The organism is Nonomuraea fastidiosa, from assembly GCF_042751225.1.
Lineage (GTDB): Bacteria > Actinomycetota > Actinomycetes > Streptosporangiales > Streptosporangiaceae > Nonomuraea > Nonomuraea fastidiosa.
Genome location: NZ_CP170570.1, coordinates 3,559,917 through 3,574,278 on the forward strand (window position 1 = coordinate 3,559,917; position 14,362 = coordinate 3,574,278).

The 14,362-nt window shown below is 70.4% G+C and carries 14 protein-coding genes, 2 tRNA genes and 2 pseudogenes; 15 read left to right on the forward strand and 3 right to left on the reverse strand.

Going from position 1 to position 14,362, the window contains the following annotated elements:
- Nucleotides 1–152: 152 nt before the first annotated feature.
- Nucleotides 153–707 carry a dihydrofolate reductase family protein gene (locus ACFMQL_RS16335; protein ID WP_364062649.1) on the forward strand — a complete coding sequence of 185 codons (555 nt, stop codon included), beginning with the start codon at nt 153–155 and terminating at the stop codon, nt 705–707.
- 126 nt (nt 708–833) lie between these two features.
- On the opposite strand, the pseudogene ACFMQL_RS16340 reads toward ACFMQL_RS16335, so the two are convergent.
- Nucleotides 834–2,466 (reverse strand): annotated as a pseudogene (locus ACFMQL_RS16340) (AMP-binding protein).
- Nucleotides 2,467–2,596: 130 nt separating this feature from the next.
- On the opposite strand from ACFMQL_RS16340, the gene ACFMQL_RS16345 reads away from it, so the two are divergent.
- Both ACFMQL_RS16345 and ACFMQL_RS16350 read left to right on the forward strand, forming a co-directional pair.
- Entirely contained in the window at nt 2,597–3,649 is a 1,053-nt protein-coding gene (locus ACFMQL_RS16345) for a serine hydrolase domain-containing protein (protein WP_364062652.1), read from the forward strand.
- A 58-nt stretch (nt 3,650–3,707) separates the two neighbouring features.
- Nucleotides 3,708–4,229 carry a flavin reductase gene (locus tag ACFMQL_RS16350; RefSeq protein ID WP_364062655.1) on the forward strand — a complete coding sequence of 174 codons (522 nt, stop codon included), beginning with the start codon at nt 3,708–3,710 and terminating at the stop codon, nt 4,227–4,229.
- A gap of 11 nt (nt 4,230–4,240) precedes the next feature.
- Here the strand turns inward: ACFMQL_RS16350 and ACFMQL_RS16355 are convergent, their stop codons facing one another.
- Together ACFMQL_RS16355 and ACFMQL_RS16360 are read right to left on the reverse strand one after the other, a co-directional pair.
- Nucleotides 4,241–4,738, reverse strand: coding sequence for an NUDIX domain-containing protein (locus tag ACFMQL_RS16355; protein WP_364062658.1), 498 nt, complete (start codon nt 4,736–4,738; stop codon nt 4,241–4,243).
- Between the two features lie 42 nt (nt 4,739–4,780).
- A pseudogene (locus ACFMQL_RS16360) lies at nt 4,781–5,452 on the reverse strand (ABC transporter permease); the annotation flags it as partial.
- Between the two features lie 98 nt (nt 5,453–5,550).
- On the opposite strand from ACFMQL_RS16360, the gene ACFMQL_RS16365 reads away from it, so the two are divergent.
- The 12 genes from ACFMQL_RS16365 (at nt 5,551) to ACFMQL_RS16420 (ending at nt 14,360) form a co-directional block, all read left to right on the forward strand.
- Nucleotides 5,551–5,910: a hypothetical protein gene (locus tag ACFMQL_RS16365; RefSeq protein ID WP_364062661.1), complete on the forward strand. Its 360-nt coding sequence runs from the start codon at nt 5,551–5,553 to the stop codon at nt 5,908–5,910.
- Complete coding sequence (locus tag ACFMQL_RS16370; RefSeq protein WP_364062664.1) at nt 5,907–6,923, forward strand: lysozyme; 1,017 nt, start codon at nt 5,907–5,909, stop codon at nt 6,921–6,923. Before ACFMQL_RS16365 ends, ACFMQL_RS16370 begins: the two co-directional genes overlap by 4 nt.
- A gap of 36 nt (nt 6,924–6,959) precedes the next feature.
- Nucleotides 6,960–7,469: an NlpC/P60 family protein gene (locus ACFMQL_RS16375; RefSeq protein ID WP_364062667.1), complete on the forward strand. Its 510-nt coding sequence runs from the start codon at nt 6,960–6,962 to the stop codon at nt 7,467–7,469.
- 94 nt (nt 7,470–7,563) lie between these two features.
- On the forward strand, nt 7,564–7,818 hold the full coding sequence (locus ACFMQL_RS16380; RefSeq protein ID WP_364062670.1) for a transposase: 255 nt from the start codon (nt 7,564–7,566) through the stop codon (nt 7,816–7,818).
- A 39-nt stretch (nt 7,819–7,857) separates the two neighbouring features.
- Nucleotides 7,858–7,933 (forward strand) — tRNA-Thr (locus ACFMQL_RS16385).
- Nucleotides 7,934–9,190: 1,257 nt separating this feature from the next.
- Nucleotides 9,191–9,264, forward strand: a tRNA-Met gene (locus tag ACFMQL_RS16390).
- A gap of 71 nt (nt 9,265–9,335) precedes the next feature.
- Nucleotides 9,336–9,500, forward strand: coding sequence for a 50S ribosomal protein L33 (gene rpmG / locus ACFMQL_RS16395; protein ID WP_101786011.1), 165 nt, complete (start codon nt 9,336–9,338; stop codon nt 9,498–9,500).
- A 902-nt stretch (nt 9,501–10,402) separates the two neighbouring features.
- Entirely contained in the window at nt 10,403–10,852 is a 450-nt protein-coding gene (locus tag ACFMQL_RS16400; RefSeq protein WP_364062673.1) for a MaoC family dehydratase N-terminal domain-containing protein, read from the forward strand.
- A gap of 1 nt (nt 10,853) precedes the next feature.
- Nucleotides 10,854–11,282 (forward strand): MaoC family dehydratase, encoded by a 429-nt coding sequence (locus tag ACFMQL_RS16405; protein WP_364062676.1) that lies wholly within the window; start codon nt 10,854–10,856, stop codon nt 11,280–11,282.
- Nucleotides 11,283–11,462: 180 nt separating this feature from the next.
- Entirely contained in the window at nt 11,463–12,518 is a 1,056-nt protein-coding gene (locus ACFMQL_RS16410) for a hypothetical protein (RefSeq protein ID WP_364062679.1), read from the forward strand.
- Between the two features lie 11 nt (nt 12,519–12,529).
- Nucleotides 12,530–13,567, forward strand: a complete 1,038-nt coding sequence (locus ACFMQL_RS16415; protein WP_364062682.1) for a UDP-N-acetylmuramate dehydrogenase — start codon at nt 12,530–12,532, stop codon at nt 13,565–13,567.
- Between the two features lie 226 nt (nt 13,568–13,793).
- A complete protein-coding gene (locus ACFMQL_RS16420) occupies nt 13,794–14,360 on the forward strand; it encodes a TMEM165/GDT1 family protein (RefSeq protein WP_364062685.1) in 567 nt (188 codons plus the stop codon).
- Nucleotides 14,361–14,362: the final 2 nt, after the last annotated feature.

The following is a 14,362-nucleotide window of genomic DNA, read 5'->3' on the forward strand; positions in this document are numbered from 1 at the left end:
AGGTGGACTCCTGTCAAGTGCCGTCCGCACGCGTGAGAACCTGGGGCTCTCGATGCTGTCGTTTCTGTACAAGACCGGGCAGGTCGGGAGCGCCTAGCCTCCTCGTACGTCGTGACCGACGGATTCCCATTGACCAGAAGTGAGGCGTAACCATGGGCAAGATCGTGTCGAGCTTCTTCATCTCGGTGGACGGCGTGGTCGAGTCGCCGGACCAGTGGCACTTCCCGTACTGGAGCGATGAGATGGGCGCGTTCGTACAGGCCGGGATGGAGAGTGCGGCCGGGTTCCTGATGGGCCGCAAGCTGTACGACGAGTGGTCGAGCTACTGGACGACCACCGACACCGACAAGGAGATCGCCGAGATCTTCAACTCGGCGCGCAAGTACGTCGTCTCCAACTCCCTGGAGAAGGCCGACTGGGCAGGCACGACGATCATCTCCGGCGACGTCGCCGCCCGGCTGCGCGAGCTCAAGGAGCAGACCGAGGGCGACCTGCAGATGTCGGGGTCGGCGACGACCGTGCGGTGGCTGCTCGCCAACGGCCTGCTGGACGAGCTGCATCTGCTCGTCCACCCGATCGTGGTCGGGCGGGGGCAGCGGCTGTTCGAGGACACGCCGACGCACCCGCTCAAGCTGATCAGGTCTGAGGTCTGGCCGTCGGGCGTCGTCCTCACCAGCTACGCCCCCGACACGGACACCGCCGCCTGAGAGCGCCGGACGGAAACCGGCCCGGCGAGCGGGGGCGGGTCCGGTGGAAGCGAGGGGGGACGTGCCGGCGGAAGCGGGCAGGGCCCGGCGGGAGCGGCGGGGCGGGGCGTCCGGGCGGGCCGAGGGTCAGCGAGAATCGTGGCCGTCGTTCAGGCCGAGGAGCTTCACCGCCTGCTCCCGCATCTCCACCTTGCGGATCTTCCCGGTGACGGTCATCGGGAAGGAGTCCACGAGGTGCACGTACCGGGGGATCTTGAAGTGCGCGAGCCGCCCGGCGCAGTACTCCCTGACCGCCTCGGCGGTGAGCGGCGGCGCGCCGGGGCGCAGCACGATCCAGGCCATCAGCTCCTCGCCGTACTTGTCGTCCGGCACCCCGATCACCTGGACGTCCTCGATGTCCGGATGCGTGTAGAGGTACTCCTCGACCTCGCGCGGGTAGATGTTCTCGCCGCCGCGGATCACCATGTCCTTGATGCGGCCGACGATGTTGACGTAGCCCTCCTCGTCCATGGTGGCGAGGTCGCCGGTGTGCATCCAGCGGGCGGAGTCGATGGCCTCGGTGGTCTTGTCCGGCTCGTCCCAGTAGCCGAGCATGACCGAGTAGCCGCGGGTGCACAGCTCGCCGGGCTCGCCCCGGGGCACCGCGAGGCCCGTCTCCGGATGCACGATCTTGACCTCCAGGTGTGGCATGACCTGCCCGACCGTCTCGGTACGCCGGGCCAGCCCGTCGTCCCGCCGGGTCATCGTGGACACCGGGGAGGTCTCGGTCATGCCGTAGCAGATCGCCACCTCGCTCATGTGCATCTCGCCGATCACCCGCTTCATCACCTCGACCGGGCACGGCGAGCCCGCCATGATGCCGGTGCGCAGCGACGACAGGTCGTACTCGGCGAAGCGCGGGTGGCCCAGCTCGGCGATGAACATGGTCGGCACGCCGTACAGGGAGGGTGCACCGCTCGTCCTGCACCGCCCGCAGCGTCGCCTCCGGGTCGAAGCCGGCGGAGGGCAGCACCACGCAGGCGCCGTGCGAGGTGGCGCCCAGGTTGCCCATGACCATGCCGAAGCAGTGGTAGAGCGGCACCGGCAGGCACACCCGGTCGGCCTCGGTGTAGCCGACGCCCTCGCCGACGAAGTAGCCGTTGTTGAGGATGTTGTGGTGCGACAGCGTCGCGCCCTTGGGGAAGCCGGTCGTGCCCGAGGTGTACTGGATGTTGATCGGGTCGTCGAACGACAGCGTGGCGGCGCGCTCGCGCAGGGCGGCCGGATCGGCGCGGCGGCCCGTCTCCACCAGCTCGTCCCAGCCGGGTTCGCCGATGAACACCACCGGCTCGAACCCGATCTCGGCCAGCATCGCCCGGTAGTCGCTGCTCTTGTGGGAAACGGCGCTGATCATCAGCCGCAGGCCGGACTGGCGGACCACGTAGTCCAGCTCGTGGCCGCGGTACGCCGGGTTGACGTTGACCAGGATGGCGCCGATCTTGGCGGTGGCGTACTGCGTGAGCACCCACTCGGCGCAGTTCGGCGCCCAGATGCCGACCCGGTCGCCCTTGGCGATGCCGCGCGCCAGCAGGCCGAGCGCCACCTCGTTCACGGCGGCGTCGAACTCCGCGTACGTCCACCGCCGCCCGGTGGCCATCTCCACCAGCGCCTCCCTATCGGGATGCCGGGCCACCGTGCGTTCCAGGTTCGCCCCGATCGTCTCGCCCAGCAGGGGCACGTCGGAGACGCCGGACGCGTACGAGAGCAGTGAGTCACCCATGCCCGAAGCATCCGTCAGCGGGGGCGGCCGCGCCAGCCCCTGACGGCGGCACGTCCTGCGGTTTTCCGCAGGGGAAGTGGACGGCGCACCGCATTCTGCCGCAAGCCGGCCGTCCCTAGCGTTGGGGCCCATGATGCAGACGCTGATGAACGTGCTGGTGGCGGCGACCGTGGCGACGGCGAGCCCGGGGGTGGGCGCCGACCTGGAGAAGATCGTCGAGGGCAAGGGCGCGACGGCCGCGCTGGCCCGCGTCACGGCCGGCGGCAAGACCTGGACGGGCGCCGCAGGCGTGCGCGACCTGCGGCGCGGCGGCAAGGTGTCGCCGAACGGCCATTTCCGGATCGGCAGCGTGACCAAGACCTTCGTGGCCACCGTGGTGCTCCAGCTCGTGGACGAGGGCAAAGTACGCCTGGACGACCCCATCGACGACCACCTGCCCGGCCTGGTGCCCGGCGGGAAGAAGATCACCGTCCGCGCGCTGCTCGACCACACGAGCCACCTGTACGACTACATGAGCGAGCCCGGCTACTCCACCAACCGGTGGCGCGGCGCGGCCAGGTTCCGCTCGTACAAGCCGAAGGAGCTGCTGAAGGTGGCCTTCGCGAAGAAGCTGCCGGACGACGGCACGTGGCACTACTCCAACACCAACTACGTAGTGCTCGGCCTGCTGGTGGAGAAGCTGACCGGACGCCCGTACGGCAAGGAGATCGAGCGCCGCATCCTGCGCCCGCTGGGCCTGCGGCACACGCTGGTGCCGGGTGACCGCGCGGGCCTGCCGTCGCCGCACGCCAAGGGGTACGAGCCGGTGAACGGCACGCTGGTGGACGCGACCCGCATGAACCCCTCGCTCGACTGGGCGGCCGGCGAGATGATCTCGACCGCGGCCGACCTGGAGCGGTTCCTGGCGGCGCTGCTCGGCGGCAAGCTGACCAGCGCCGAGTCGCTGCGCGCCATGCGCACGACCGTCGAGACGGGGGCCGGGTTCGGCTACGGGCTCGGGCTGCAGGCGTACCGGCTGCCGTGCGGCACCGTGTGGGGGCACAGCGGCGAGCTGATCGGCTACCTGACGTTCGCGTTCCGCTCGGACTCCGGCAAGTCGCTCACCATGGCGCTCAACCCCTCGACCCGCAACCCGACGACGGAGGAGGTCATGGGCATCGCCGTCAAGACGTTCTGCGGCTGACCCTCTGCGGCGGCTCCTGACGCGAGGTCCGATCGCCGCCAGCGCGTGGCGCGAGCACGTGCTCGGCCTGGGCAGGCGCGCCAAGACGGCGGAGAACCTGCTGCGGACCCGCGAGTGCCTGCTGAACCTGCCGTCGGACGCGCTCGCGGGCGCGGTGGACCGGCTGGCGCTCACCACCGGCTCCGACCCCGTGCCGGAGGGCAAGCGGCGGCGGGGCTACCGGACCGTCCGCGACAAGTTCGGCCGGGCCGGGCTCACGCCGGTCGAGTCGGAGACGGTGGCGCCGCCCCGCGCGGCCGAATGCCCGGTCGCCATGGAGGCCGTGCTGGAGCGCCACCACCCCGTCGATGACGGCGGCGTGCTCGCGTTCGAGGTGCGGGTGCAGCGCGTCTGGGTGCACGAGGACATCCGCATGACCGGCACCGCCGACCGCATCGACCCGGACGCCTGGCGGCCGCTCATCATGAGCTTCCAGCACCTGTACGGCCTCGGACCTCAGGTCCACCGTTCCACGCTGGCCACCATCCCCGAGCGTCTCTACCGGCCGGACGCCGACCTGGAGCGCGCGCGGACCGCCTGAAGCAACACCGCCTAGAGCAGCATCGACCAGGTCTGGGGCCCGCAGAGGCGGTCGATCTCGTCCTTGGTGAGCCACGCCGCCCGCGTGCTCTCCGACCCGGCGGGCGGGCTGGTGGACACGCCGGGCCCCGGCAGCGCGGCCCGGCACATCACCATGTACGCCAGCGCCGGATAGCGGTAGCCGGCGGGCGGCGGCTCCAGCAGCTCGATGCGCTGCCAGGCGAAGACCGACAGGGCGGACGGCGGCAGGCGCAGCCCGGTCTCCTCGTACAGCTCCCTGGCCGCCGCCTCGACGGGATCCTCGCCCGGCTCCAGGTGACCGCCGGGGATGTCCCAGCCGCGCCCCTCGCGGTCGACGCACGTCATGAGCGTGCGGCCGTCCGCGTCGGAGACGAACGCGAACGCCGACGTCACCCGCCCGTCGGGCGGCAGGCTCGCGGTCTCGATCACCTCGAGCCGATGCGCGACCGGGATCCATGGAACGGTCAAAGTGGCCAGCACGGAAGTCACCGGCTCACTGTGGTCCCGGCCGCGCGACGCTGTCAAAACGGCTCACAGCCCCTGGCGCATGGCACGGTTGCCCAGGTAGAGGCCGATCGCGGCGACGGCGCAGGCGGCGGCGGTGCCGTACAGCACGCTGGGCGCGGCCAGGTCGCCGGCGAAGAGCGCGCGCTGGGCGTCCACGATGTACGTGACCGGGTTGATCTGCCCCAGCGTCCGCAGCCAGCCCGGCGCGGTCTCCAGCGGCAGCAGCACCCCCGAGAGCAGCAGCAGCGGGAACAGCACCGACTGGGTGACGACGTAGAACAGCGTGCCGCTCGGCACCGACGTGATCGCCAGCACGAAGGACAGCGCACCCAGCCCCACCCCGAAGATCGCGAGCTGCGCCAGCCCGGCCGGCACCCCGGCCGCGTGCGGCTCGAACCCGAGCGGCAGCGCCAGCGCGACGATCAACACGGCCTGCACGGCCAGCGTGAGCACAGCCTTCGCGCTCTTGCCGACCAGCGGCGCGGTGCGGTTCAGCGGCGTCACCGTCATGCGTTCCATGGCGCCGCCGATCAGCTCGACCAGCAGCGTGTAACCGGCGCTCATCGGCCCGGTCAGGCACATCATCACCAGGATGCCCGGCACGAACCACTGCCACGACGACCCGACGGCCCCGCTCAGCAACGACCCGAAAAGGAACAAGAACAGCAGCGGCTGGCGCATGTCGAACAGCAGCCCGGCCGGTCTTCGGCAAGGACCCGATCAAGGAGGCGCTCGCCGACACGATCCCGCGCCCCGCCGGCGTGGAGCCGCGCGCGTGGAGCAGGCACCTGGGCATGGCCGCCGGCGAGAGCATGTGGACGCTGCTCGCCACCGCCGGGCCCGGCGCGGTGCTGGAGAGCCCCTGGCTCGCGCCGCTGCGGCCGGTCGTGCTCGCGGGGCTGCGGCGGGCGGGCGTCGAGCCGGGCCCGCGCGTGCGCGAGGTCTGGTGCGACGTGCCGCTCACGGTGGCCAGGCAGCGGTACGAGAGCCGCGTACGGCATCCCGTGCACCATGACGGCGAGGTCGGCGACGAGCGGTGGGCGGAGTGGGCGGCCGGTGCGCGGCCGCTGGGACTGGGGCCGGTCCGCCGCGTCGATACCACCCGAGAAGTTGATATTTCCGAGCTTGCGAAATGGTGTACGGCTCCGGAATGATCACCGGCGTGAAACGTCTCTTGTTATTCGCGGCGATCGCGTCGGTCGGCATGACCGGGGTCGCCCACGCGGCCGACGGCGTGCCCGGTGTGGACGTCAGTAACTGGACGGGCGAAATCGACTGGCCGGCCGTGGCCGCCGGTGGCGGAAAGTTCGCGTTCGTGCAGGCCACCGAGGGTACGAACTATCGAAATCCGCTTTTCGACTCCCAGTACGGCGGCGCCGCCGCTGCGGGTCTCATCCGCGGCGCATATCACTTCGCGCAACCGCACGAATCCGATGGGAGAGCGCAGGCCGACTATTTCCTGCAGAACGGCGGTAACTGGGTAAGCGATGGGCTGACGCTTCCGGGTGTTCTCGATTTGGAGGACAACCCGTACAAGGAGAGAAACGGCAAGAACACCTGTTACGGCCTGTCCGTGCAGGACATGGTCGCCTGGATCAAGGACTTCACGGCGAAGTACTACGAGGCCACCGGGCGGCGGGCGATCATCTACACGACTACGAGCTGGTGGCGTACGTGCACGGGCGACTCCAAGAAGTTCGCCGCCAACCCGCTCTGGCTGGCGCGCTGGGGGAGCGAGCCCGGCGAGCTGCCGAAGAGCTGGAAGAATTACACGTTCTGGCAGTCGGCGGAGAAGGGGCCGCTGGTGGGCGGCCAGAACGCGTTCAACGGCTCGGAGTCCGCGCTGAAGGAGCTGGCCAACCCGCCGGCCGAGGTGCGGGTGTCGGGCCGGGCCAAGGGGCGGACGTCGTACTCGGTCACGATCTCCAACACCGGGCCGCACCCGGTCACGAACGTGAAGCTGTCGGGGCGCGCCTTCGGCGGGCAGCGCGTGGTGAAGGCGCCGGGCTGCAAGTTCAGCGGGACCGCCGTGCGGTGCGTGGTCGGTGAGCTGCCGCGGGGGCGTAAGGCGACGTTCACGTTCACGACCAAGCCGCGGAAGGCGAAGGGCACGGTCGGGATGTACGTGACCGTGGGATCGGTGAAACTTACCCTTAAAGCCCGATAAATCGGCTTTTAGGGGGGCGGAATGAGGCGGCGGCGGGTGGCCGTGGCGGCTTCCCTGCTCCTGCTCACCGCCACGGCGTCGATGCCCCAGGGCCTGTCGCTGCCGCCGCTGACCGTGCGGATCGCGTACGAGATCGAGCAGCGCGGCATCCCCTACTCCTGGGGCGGCGGCCACGGACCCACCCCAGGGCCGTCCAAGGGGACCTGCCTGGGCTACCGGGGCGCGATCAAGCCCTGCCCGGCCGCCAGGACGCGCGGCCTCGACTGCTCGGGCTTCACCCGCTGGGTCTACGCGCTCGCGTACGGCCGCGACGTGCTGGGCCCCGGCAACACCGACGCGCACGTACGCAAGATGCGCCGCGTCAAGCAGCCCCGCCCCGGTGACCTGGTCTTCTTCGGCAAGATCGGTAAGAAGCGGATCAAGACCCACCACGTCGGCATCTATCTCGGTGGCGACCGGATGATGAACGCCCCGGAGACCGGGGCCGTCGTGCGCGTCGACTCCATCGCCGCCAAGAAGGACTTCGCCGGCTTCTACCGCTACTGAGCGCTTCCGTGCCGATCCGGTATGCCGGTAACGCGTGGTGCGCGACGAAAATTGAGAGACCCCACGGCTAATCTGAGCCGCTATGGACAGGCCTATGGCAAGGCGCTGGGTCGGGCTCGACGGCTGGGAGGTCGTCGGGGCCGTACGCGGGGGGCGCCAGGTGCTTCGCGTGCGCAGAAACGGGTGGGTGGTCGCCGACTGCACGTCCGTGGCCGAGGTCGCCGCGCTGGTCGATCTGGCCGATCTGTGCGAGGTCATCGAGTTCCCCGCCCGCCGTTCCGCGGCCGTCACCGGGGCTTCGGCGGCGGACTCCGGCGAGAGGACGCGAACGAGTTCGCATCATCGGTGAGTGCCGTGTATGGTTACACCTGTCCGCAGCGCCGGACAGGCCCCTATAGCTCAGTCGGCAGAGCGTCTCCATGGTAAGGAGAAGGTCAACGGTTCGATTCCGTTTGGGGGCTCCACTCGAAACCGAGTCAACGCCCGCTCCGGGTCCCGGAGCCGGGCGTTTTTCGTTTGCCCCGGGCCGTCCTTCGTCCCAGAAACGCGGCCTCAAGAAGCGAAGCTGAGGCCCGCACCGCCCGGCCGGGGTAGAGCCGGGGTGCAGGACGACCGACCGGGCCAGGGCGAACCCAAGCTTGATGCGATGCGCGGCGACGGCCGTGGCCGGGAACGGCCGTGGCCGGGGACCGGCCCGCAGCGGGGGACGGCCCGCAGCCGTGGCAGGGGTTCGCCGCAGCCTGGCGAGGCCGGGAGCGGGATCTCGGCCGCCGAGCCGGTCCGGCGCGACCCGGCGACGGCACGGACGGAGAGCCGGTACGGCACAGCCCGGCGACAGGCACGGACGACAGGCGGGCCGGGTTGGCCGGGTCGGTGACGCCCGGCGCGAAAGCCCGGCGGCTCACCGAAGCCGAGCACACGCACTCACGGCGGCCGAACGTGGTCCGGGCACGAGCTCGGGACGGTGCGGAGACGGCACGAGCCCAGGACGGCACGAGCTCGGGACGGTGCGGAGGCGGCACGAGCTCGGGACGGTGCGGAGGCGGCACGAGCTCGGGACGATGCAGAGGCGGCACGAGCCCGGGGTGGCACGAGCCCGCGACGGTGCGGGGCCGAGCACGAGCCAGGGACAGTGAGGGCGGGAGGGGTTGCCCCGGAGGACGCCTCACGACGGCGTGTGATCGACCGAGAGGGCGCGCTAGGAGCGGTCCTACGGCCCGGTGTACGGGCCGCGCGTAGAGCTACGGCGGTAGGCGAGACTGGGCGCGCTCACGGGACCTGCGTGCGACGTCGGGCGCGATCTACGGCGATGGGCGAGTGCGGGCGTGGGCTACGGCGGCCAAGCGGATCAGTTAAGTCCGGCGACAGGCACAGGCGAGCGGCGGGGCGGGTTCGCCGGCAGGCGCCGGAGCGGGTTCGCGGCGGCGCTGAGGTGGGCTGAGGAGCCGCGCTGCGGCGGGCTTACGGACGGGCGCTTGGGGCGGGCTTACGGGCAGCCGCCGGGTGGGTTCTACGGGTGGGGTGGCTGGTGGGGTTCGCTGTGAACGGGGGGCACTGCTACGCTGATCACCCTCGCGTGGAGCGGCCGGGGGATGCCGCTTAACGATTTTCGTTGACGGGGGTTCCTGAGGCATACTGGAAGCACCCCACCCGATCGGGTGAGTTACTCACGTGCTCGCCGCTTCGGGTATCCTCTACGGGCCGGGTTGTTCCGGCTCAAAGGCGGAGTAGCTCAGTCAGGCAGAGCAAACGGCTCATAATCGTTGTGTCGCCGGTTCAAGTCCGGCCTCCGCTACTGCTCAAGCCCAGGTCCACCGACCTGGGTATGGGCGTGTCCATGTCCCGAACGTAGAAAGGCACTCCCAAGTGGCTGCCACCGACGTTAGGCCGAAGATCACGCTGGCCTGCCAGGAGTGCAAGCACCGCAACTACATCACGCGGAAGAACCGGCGCAACGACCCGGATCGGCTTGAGCTGAAGAAGTACTGCCCCAACTGCCGCACCCACCGCGCGCACCGCGAGACCCGATAGGTTCTCCGGGCAGGGCTTCTGTCTCAATATCTCCAATAACGCACAGCCGGCGTCCCGCTGTAGGGCGCCGGTTTGTCGTGTCTTAGGCCATTTGTCATCCCGTGCTTCGGGTCGTCTCGTGTCTTGGGCTGTCCGTGGTCCCGTGCTTCGGGTCGTCTCGTGTCTTGGGTCGTCCGTGGTCCCGTGCTTCGGGCCGTCTCGTGTCTTGGGCTGTCCGTGGTCCCGTGCTTCGGGCCGTCTCGTGTCTTGGGTCGTCCGTGGTCCCGTGCTTCGGGTCGTCTCGTGTCTTGGGTCGTCCGTGGTCCCGTGCTTCGGGCCGTCTCGTGTTCTAGGCCGTCCGCCACCCCGTGTTCCGGGCTGTCCCGTGTTCTAGGTCATCTCGTGACTCAGGCCGTCCCGTGTGAACCATCGCGTTGCGGGTGGCGGTGCGTTGTGTTCTAACCGGTGTCCCATAGCGGGCGCCGGCTTGTTGCGTTTGGGCGGTTGTCCTGCCGCCGCTGTTCGCGGGTGTCCCGTCGCGGTCGGCGGGCGTCGTTCTCGGTCGGTGTCCTGTTGGCAGGGCGTTGGGCTGTTGTGCGTTGCCGGCGGTCCGTCGCCCCGCGCGCCGGTTCGGCCGGAGCGCCGGTGCGGGGCCCCAGGGCGTGGCGGGTGGGTTGTTGTGGGTTTGGTGCGGTGTGTCCGGGCGGTGGACCCTTCCCTGGACGATGGGTTCTTGTTGCTGCGGCCCTTGTGAACGAGGTCTCTGGCGTACGCTCAATCGGCCTGTGTCCCTGCGTTTCCGGGCCCTGCGCCGCGCGTCTCGGCCGCTCGGCAAAAAGGGTTTCATCGCAGGGACAGCAGAACGTTGTTCTGTTAGCGTCTCGCTCATCGACGCCGGTACGGAGACATCCGAGGGAGCAACGATGGCCTTGAATCGTGACTTCGTGGGCAGAACGTACCCGCCCAGTGCCCCGTACGAGGTCAGCCGGGTGAAGATCAAGGAGTTCGCGGCCGCCATCGGTGACCACAACCCGCTCTACCGCGACCGCGAGGCCGCCAGGGCCGCCGGCTATCCCGACGTCATCGCGCCGCCCACGTTCCCCATCGTCTTCAGCCTCCAGAGCGGCGGCGAGGCGCTGGTCGATCCCGACCTCGGGCTGAACCTCGCCATGGTCGTCCACGGCGAGCAGCGCTTCGAGTACGTACGCCCCATCCACGCCGGCGACGAGCTCGTCATGACCTCCACCATCACCGACATCCGCACCGCCGGGCGCAACGAGTTGCTGACCGTCAGGAGCGACGTGCGCACGGTGGACGGCGAGCCGGTCTGCGTCACCTACAACACGATCATCGAGCGCGGAGGGGCGGGCTGAGATGGGCGCGACGGTGAAGTACGACGAGGTCGAGGTCGGGCAGGAGATCCCGGCCGTGGACTACCGGGTGCGACGGCTGGACCTGGTGATGTACGCGGGCGCGTCCGGGGACTTCAACCAGATCCACTGGAACGAGCGCTTCGCCAAGAAGGTCGGGCTGCCCGACGTGATCGCGCACGGCATGTACACGATGGCGCAGGCCGGGCGGTTCGTCACCGACTGGGTGGGCGATCCCGGTGCGGTCGTGGACTTCGGGGTGCGGTTCTCGTCGATGGTGGTCGTGCCCGACGACGACAGGGGTGCGACGATCACTGTCAGTGGGGTCATCGAGGACAAGCTGGACGACAAGCGGGTGGTCATCGGGCTCACCGCCATGGCGGGCGGCACCAAGGTGCTGTCCAAGGCAAGGGCCGTCGTCCAGCTCTCCTGACCTCGTCCCCCACCCCTGACGTCCCCTCGCCAGGTGCGCTCCTGGCTGGAGAGCGTTTCCGGTCGGCCGGGTGTTCCGGTGGGCGTGATGGGGCGGGTGGGTGTCCGGTGGGCGTCATAGGGCGGCCGGGGGTTCGGTGGGCGTGATAGGGCGGGTGGGTCTTGGGTAGCGGGTTGGGTTATGACCACAGCAGCGCGACACGTCTGGCCCACCGTCCGATCGATCCCCGTCTCCGCCGTCACCGACGCAAAACCGCCGGGCCATCTCAGGGCCGCACGGATCGAGCAGGTCGCGGGCGTCAGCGGCACCGGGCGCGACACGGCGGGCGGTGAGCACACCGGCACCAGGGGAGCGTCCGGCATCGGTACGGCGGGAGCCCGCCCGCGCGGCGCCCACGCCCGCATGAACCCCGCCGCCGAGCTGGGCTTCTCCGGCGACCCCGGCCAGCACGGCGACCCGGGCGACGACATGCTGCACGCCCAGCGCACCTGGGACGCCACGCTGGCCACCAACAGGCTGGACGACCTCGGCGTGAACACCGAGCGGCAGCGCGTGGAGACGCGGGACGTGACGGCGTGCGTCGGGCTGCTGGTGGACGGCTGGCCGGAGGACGTCAGGCGGTGCGTGGAGTCGGTGATCGAGCACACCGGTGCCCGGGTGCTGGCCATCGACCTGGGCAACGTGAGCGGGGCCGGCGACGTGCTGGCGGAGCTGGCGGAGCGGCATCCGGAGCGGATCGCGGTCTGGCATGTAGGGGAGGCGCCGCACTGGCGGGGCGGCACGGCCACCTGGGGCGAGAGCCGCGCCAAGCTGCTGCACCTGGACGAGTCAGAGGTGCATGTCCTCATGGAGACCTGGTTGGAGCTGCGCGGCGACGCGCTGACCCCGCTCGTGGCGGCGGTCAACGAAGGTGCGGTCGCGGCCGGGTGGCGGGGCGCGGAGCCGTCCGCCGACGGGCGAACGTGGGTGGAGGCGGGCCCCGGCAAGGTGCGGGCGCTCACAGGCGGGATCATCGCCGTACGCAGGGCGCAGGCGCTGGCCGCGCTGCCCGCGGACGCCGCCTACGGCCGCCACGCCGACCTGCGGCTCTCCCTGGCACTGCCGGGCGACCTGGTCGTCCCCCATGGGCACGCGCCGGTGCTGCCGCTGCACCCGCATGACGTGCCCGGCGACTACGCGGATCGGGAGTCGCGCCGCAACTACGAGGAGGTGCTGCGCGGGCTGCACGCCTCATAAGCTTGTCGGTCATGGAGATGCTCGCGCCGTACACCACCCTGCGCCTGGGCGGTCCCGCCCGCGACTTCGCCGAGGCCACCACGGCGGAGCAGCTCGTGTCGTTGGTCGCGGAGGCGGACCGGACCTCGACCCCCACGCTGGTGCTCGGCGGAGGCAGCAACCTCGTGGTGGCCGACGAGGGCTTCGACGGCCTGGTCATCAAGGTGGCCACCGAGGGCGTGACGGTCTCGCGCGACGGCGAGCAGGTGGTCGTGACCGCCGAGGCGGGCGAGGACTGGGACGCGCTGGTGTCGCGCGCCGTGAGCGAGGGCTGGGCGGGCATCGAGTGCATGTCGGGCGTGCCGGGTCAGGTCGGCTCGACGCCGATCCAGAACGTGGGGGCGTACGGCCAGGAGGTCGCCCACACGATCCGGTGCGTGCGCGCCTACGACCGCCGCACCCGGCAGGTGGTGGACCTCGAGGCCCGGCAGTGCGGGTTCTCCTACCGCGACAGCGTCTTCAAGCGGGAGCCGGGGCGTTATGTGGTGCTCGCGGTGACGTACGCGCTCGACGTGTCCGCGCTGTCGGCGCCGCTCGCGTACGAGGAGCTGGCACGCAGGCTCGGCACCGAGGCGGGCGGCCGGGTGCCGCTGGGGCAGGCCCGTGAGGCCGTTCTGGCGCTGCGCAGGGGCAAGGGCATGGTGCTCGACCCCGACGACCCCGACACGCGCAGCGCGGGCTCGTTCTTCACCAACCCGATACTCACCGCCGAGCAGGCGCAGGAGCTGGAGGTCAGGGCTCCCGGGTATCCGCGCTGGGAGGTACCGGGCGGGCTGATCAAGGTGCCGGCGGCGTGGCTGATCGAGCAGGCGGGCTTCCCCAAGGGGTACGAGCGCGGCCCCGTACGCATCTCCACCAAGCACACACTCGCGCTCACCAACCCCGCCGCGGCCGCCACCACGCGCGACCTGCTGGAGCTGGCCAGGGAGGTGCGTGACGGCGTGCGCGAGAAGTTCGGGGTCACGCTGGTCAACGAGCCGGTGATGGTGGGCTGCGCCCTCGGGGAATAGCCACGCCTGGCCTGTTAAGGTGTCGGTGAGTTACCGAAGGGGAGTAGTCCCAATCGCGTGATCGACACACTGGCGTCCTGTGACGCCCGGTCACGCGGGCCACAAGCGGGCGGACGAGACCTTCGGCCTGGCAGCCATGTTCGACGAGGCGCTGCCGGGCCGAAGTCGTGCCCGAAATCCCCTGGGTGCCGCGCTTCCGGTCCGGTCGCGCGGAAGGGGACCCCCTTTGGAAGCGTTCTGGATCAGTCTCGGTGCGATCTTCATCGCCGAGCTGGGCGACAAGAGCCAGCTGATGGCCATGACGTTCGCCACCCGGTTCAAGATCTGGCCCGTGCTGGCCGGCATCACCATCGCCACCACCGCCGTCCACCTCGCCAGTGTCGCCCTGGGCGGGCTGATCGGCACCGCGCTGCCCACCACGGCCATCTCGATCGTGGCGGGGATCGCGTTCCTCGGCTTCGCGCTGTGGACGCTGCGCGGCGACGAGCTGACCGAGGAGGAGGCGAGCAAGGCCCGCCGCACCACCAGAAACGCCCTGATCGCGGTGACCGTGGCGTTCTTCCTCAGCGAGCTGGGTGACAAGACGATGCTGGCCACGATCACGCTCGCCACCAAGCACGACTGGCTGGGCACGTGGATCGGCTCGACGGTCGGCATGGTCGCCGCCGACGCCCTGGCCATCGTGGTCGGCCGGATGCTGGGCAAGCACCTGCCCGAGCGGATCATCAAGTACGGCGCCGCCGCCGCGTTCGCGATCTTCGGCCTGGTGATGATCGGCGAGGCACTCCTCTAGAA